Genomic DNA, 4,203 nt, shown 5'->3' on the forward strand with positions numbered 1-4,203 from the left:
GACGTGCGCGGCCTGCAGCACCACGCCGCGACCCTCGCGGCCCGCATCACCCAGGAGGGCGTCGAGTCGGTGGAGCCGCAGGACCTCCGCCCGACCCTCAGGGCCTGTTGATCACCCCCAGCAGTGATCAACAGGCCCTCACGCAGGCTGTTGCATGATCAAAGCTGCCTCAAGGCCTGTTGATCACCACCCGGGGTGATCAACAGACCCCCACGCAGGTTTCCGCATGATCCAACCTGCCTCAGGGCCTGTTGATCACCCCCGAGGTCAGTCCGCGTGGGCCACCTCGTCCACCGCGCGGAGGACGCGCAGGGTGTTCTCGCCCGCCAGGCTGCGGAGGTCCGCGGGGCTCCAGCCCCTGGCGCGCAGGGCGTCGAACAGTCTCGGGTAGCCGCTCACGTCCTCCAGGCCCGCCGGGAGCTCGGCCACGCCGTCGTAGTCCCCGCCGATCCCGATGTGCTCGATCCCGGCGACCTCGCGGGCGTGCTCCAGGTGCGCGACGACGTCGTCCAGGGTCGCGCCGGGCGGCTTCGGGCCGTCCCAGGTCGCGGCGAAGGCGTCTCGCGCACGCAGGTCGCGGTGGTCCGCCCCGGCGGCCGCCATGGCGTCGGCCAGCCGCGCGTCCCAGTCCGCCACCGCGCGCGAGACGAACCGCGGGACGAAGGTGACCATGCACACGCCGCCGTTGTCCCGCAACGACTCCAGGACGTCGTCGGGCACGTTGCGCGGATGGTCCGTGACCGCGCGGGCCGAGGAGTGGGTGAACAGCACGGGCGCCCGGGTCGCCGCGAGCGCCGCTCGCATCGTGGTCGCGGCCACGTGCGAGAGGTCCACGATCATGCCGATCCGGTTCATCTCCGCCACGACCGAGAGCCCGAACTCCGACAGGCCGCCGTGCACGGGGGTGTCCGTGGCCGAGTCGGCCCAGTCGGTGTTCGAGTTGTGCGTCAACGTCATGTAGCGGACGCCGGAGCGCCGCAGCGCGCGCAGGACCTGCAACGACCCGCCGATCGAGTGCCCGCCCTCGGCGCCGAGCAGCGACCCGATCCAGCCGTCCGCGTGGGCGGCCACGACCTCGTCGGCGGTGGTGACCACGCGCAGGTCCGCCGGGTACCGGTCGGCGAGGGCGTACACCCGCTCCACCTGCTCGACGACGGCGGCGACGGCCGCCGCCCCGTCGTACGAGCAGGGCACGTAGACCGACCAGAACTGCGCACCCACCCCGCCCGCGCGCAGCCGGGGCAGGTCGGTGTGCAGGCGCGGCTCCCCCGCGGCGAGGTCGGGCTCGGGCCCGTCGAGCACCCGGAGGGCCCAGGGCAGGTCGTTGTGTCCGTCGATCAGGAGCAGCTCGGTGGCGCGCACGATCGCCGAGTATCCACCCCGGTGATCCAGACTGGGGGGTGTGCACGCCTCCCGCATCGCCCTCGTCCTCCATCCCCGCAACGACGTGACCGACGTCGCCGAGCGCGCCGTCGCCTTCGCCCACGAGCACGGCGTCGAGGTCCTGGTGCGCGCCGCGGACGCGGGCCGGGTGTCGGGCGCGGTCCCCGTCTCGACCGACGAGCTGGCCACCGAGTGCGACGGCGTCCTCAGCCTCGGGGGCGACGGCACCATGCTCGGGGCGTTGCGGCTCGTGGCGGAGCGCCCGGTGCCGGTCCTGGGCGTGCACCTCGGCAACCTGGGGTTCCTGGTGGAGGTGACCCCGGCCGACCTGGACACGGCGCTGCCGCGGCTGATCAGCGGCGACTTCACCGAGGAGCCGCACAGCGCGCTGCGGATCGTCCAGGGCGAACGGCGCAGCGTGGCGTTCAACGACCTCGCCCTGGCCCGGCACCCGGGCCGCGGCACCGTGGACGCCACCCTGTCCGTGAACGGCCTGAGCTTCGGCTACTACCGGTGCGACGCCCTCGTCGTCGCCACCCCGGCCGGGTCCTCGGCCTACAGCTACGCGGCGGGCGGGCCGCTGGTCTCGCCGTCCGTCGACGGGATCGTGGTCACCCCGTCCGCGCCGATGTCCGGGATCTCCCGCCCGCTCGTGCTCGCCGGGGCGGACGTCCTGGCCCTGGACCTCACCCCGCGCAGCGGCACCCTCGCGGTGGAGGTCGACGGGATCGGGCGGGCGGACGTGGCGCCCGGCGACCGACTGCAGGTCTCCGTACAGCCGGACGCCGGGCGCGTGGTCCGGCTCGACCCGGACCTCCACGCCCGGCGCAGCCGGGTCAAGCTCAGCCTCCTCGACCTCCCGCTGCTCCCCGAGCAGCTGCGTGAGCTGCTGCCCGAGGACGTCCGCGAGAAGCTGGAGGCGCGGGACAACTGACCACCCACCCTCGTGAGCGGCGACCGCCGCTCACAGGGTCAGTAGATGATGACGCCGCGGATGTTCTTGCCGTCGTGCATGTCCTGGTAGCCCTGGCCGATCTCGTCGAGCGTGTAGGTCTTGGTCACCAGCTCGTCGAGCTTGAGCGCGCCCTGCTGGTACATCTCCAGCTGGCGCAGGATGCCGTAGCTCGGCGCCGAGGCCCCGAACAGCGAGCCCTGCAGGCGCTTCTGGAACAGGGTCAGCTCGGAGATCGCGATCGGCACCCCGACCTCCTGGAGGTCCCCCAGCCCCGTCACGACGGCGGTGCCCGCCTTGCGGATCGCGCCGAAGGCCTGGGCCACGTGGTCGCCGGTCGTCACGCCGACGGTCACGATCGCGGAGTCCGCGCCCTGCCCGTTGGTGAACTGGCGGCCGAGCTCGGCGGCCTCCTCCATCGTCTCGACGGCGTGGGTCGCGCCGAACTCCTGGGCCTTCTCACGCTTGAAGGCCACCGGGTCCACCGCGATGATGTTCGACGCGCCCGCGTGCCGCGCGCCCTGCACCGCGTTGATCCCGATCCCGCCGATGCCCATGACGATCACGGTGTCACCCGGCCGGACCTCGGCGGAGTTGACCGCCGAGCCCCATCCGGTGCCCACGCCGCAGCCGACCAGGCAGGCCTTGTCGAGCGGGATGTCGTCCGGCACCTTCACGGCCGAGTCGACCGAGACCGTCGTCGTCTCACAGAAGGTCGAGATGCCGCACATCTGGCCCACCGGCTGGCCGTCGAGGCTGAGCCGGTAGCTCGTCGGGTCGGTCCAGCGGGAGCCCGCCAGCAGGCCCGCGCCCAGGTCGCAGAGGTTCTGCTGCCCGCTCGCACACCACCGACACTTGCCGCAGCCGGGCAGGAACGAGAACACGACGTGATCGCCCTCGGCGAAGTTCGGCGTGCCCGGACCCACCTTGGTCACGATGCCCGCACCCTCGTGCCCACCGGCGAAGGGGTAGACGCCGACGGGGATGTCCCCGGTGGCGATGTGGTCGTCCGAGTGGCACATGCCCGAGGCCACCATCTGGACCTGGATCTCACCGTTGCGGGGGTCGTCGACCTCGAGATCGACGACCTCGTACTTGCCGGGTGCCTGCCGGACCACTGCTCCGCGAGTCTGCACTGGAAGTCCTCCTGACGTCGTCGTCACATGGGGAGATGCGCACCCGACACTAGGACCCCCGTCACGTAGGCGCCAGCGCGGTGACGCGGCGTCACCGAACTGTCGACTATCGACCTGACCGAACGATCAGTGGAGGACCACCCGCGGACGTTCTCGCCCTCGGGACGGGCGGGCACCGAGCGGTCAGCGCGGCATCCGGCGCCAGAGCGCCCGCGGGGCGTGTCGGAGCAGGGCGAACACCGGCTGCAGGACCCGCGGCACCCACACCTCGTCCCGCCCGCCGCGCAGGGCGGCGACCGTCGCGTCCGCGACCTGGTCGGGGGTGCTGGAGAAGGGCGCGGGGGTCATGCCCTCGGTCATCCGGCCGATCACGAACCCGGGCCGGACCAGCACGAGCCGCACGCCGGAGCCGTGGAGGGCGTCGGCGAGACCGGAGGCGAACCCGTCCAGCCCGGCCTTCGCGGAGCCGTAGACGTAGTTCGCGCGGCGCACCCGGGCACCGGCCACGGACGAGAAGACGACGATCGTGCCGTGGCCCCGGGCCCGCATCACCTGCGCCAGCTCGGTGAGGACCTGGACGTGCGCCACGTAGTCGGTGTGCACGATCTGCACCGCGTGCGCGGTGTCGGCCTCCGCCCGCGCCTGGTCCCCCAGCAGCCCGAACGCGACGACGGCGACGTCGATCCCCCCGTGCCGCGCCGCCACGCCGTCGAGCAGGGGGCGGTGGGAGGC

General features: G+C 72.9%; 4 protein-coding genes. 1 reads left to right on the top strand and 3 read right to left on the bottom strand.

Annotation, left to right across the window (positions count from 1 at the left end; translation table 11 throughout):
- Window positions 1–267 precede the first annotated feature (267 nt).
- On the bottom strand, window positions 268–1,419 hold the full coding sequence (locus H5J29_RS23035) for a dipeptidase (RefSeq protein WP_181783127.1): 1,152 nt from the start codon (window positions 1,417–1,419) through the stop codon (window positions 268–270).
- On the opposite strand from H5J29_RS23035, the gene H5J29_RS23040 reads away from it, so the two are divergent.
- On the top strand, window positions 1,403–2,317 hold the full coding sequence (locus H5J29_RS23040) for an NAD(+)/NADH kinase (RefSeq protein ID WP_181783128.1): 915 nt from the start codon (window positions 1,403–1,405) through the stop codon (window positions 2,315–2,317). The two genes, H5J29_RS23035 and H5J29_RS23040, sit on opposite strands and share 17 nt — an antisense overlap.
- Window positions 2,318–2,355: 38 nt before the next feature.
- On the opposite strand, the gene H5J29_RS23045 is transcribed toward H5J29_RS23040, so the two are convergent.
- Together H5J29_RS23045 and H5J29_RS23050 are read right to left on the bottom strand one after the other, a co-directional pair.
- Entirely contained in the window at window positions 2,356–3,471 is a 1,116-nt protein-coding gene (locus H5J29_RS23045) for an NDMA-dependent alcohol dehydrogenase (RefSeq protein ID WP_181783129.1), read from the bottom strand.
- Between the two features lie 183 nt (window positions 3,472–3,654).
- On the bottom strand, window positions 3,655–4,203 hold a 549-nt coding region (locus tag H5J29_RS23050; protein ID WP_181783130.1), incomplete at its 5' end, for an SDR family NAD(P)-dependent oxidoreductase.

Source organism: Pseudonocardia pini, from assembly GCF_013870575.1.
Classification (GTDB): Bacteria; Actinomycetota; Actinomycetes; order Mycobacteriales; family Pseudonocardiaceae; genus Pseudonocardia; species Pseudonocardia pini.

What these genes read in the sequence shown, in the direction of transcription:
- H5J29_RS23035 (WP_181783127.1), bottom strand. Translation starts at nt 1,419, where the DNA reads ATGCGGGAGGCGTGCACACCCCCCAGTCTGGATCACCGGGGTGGATAC.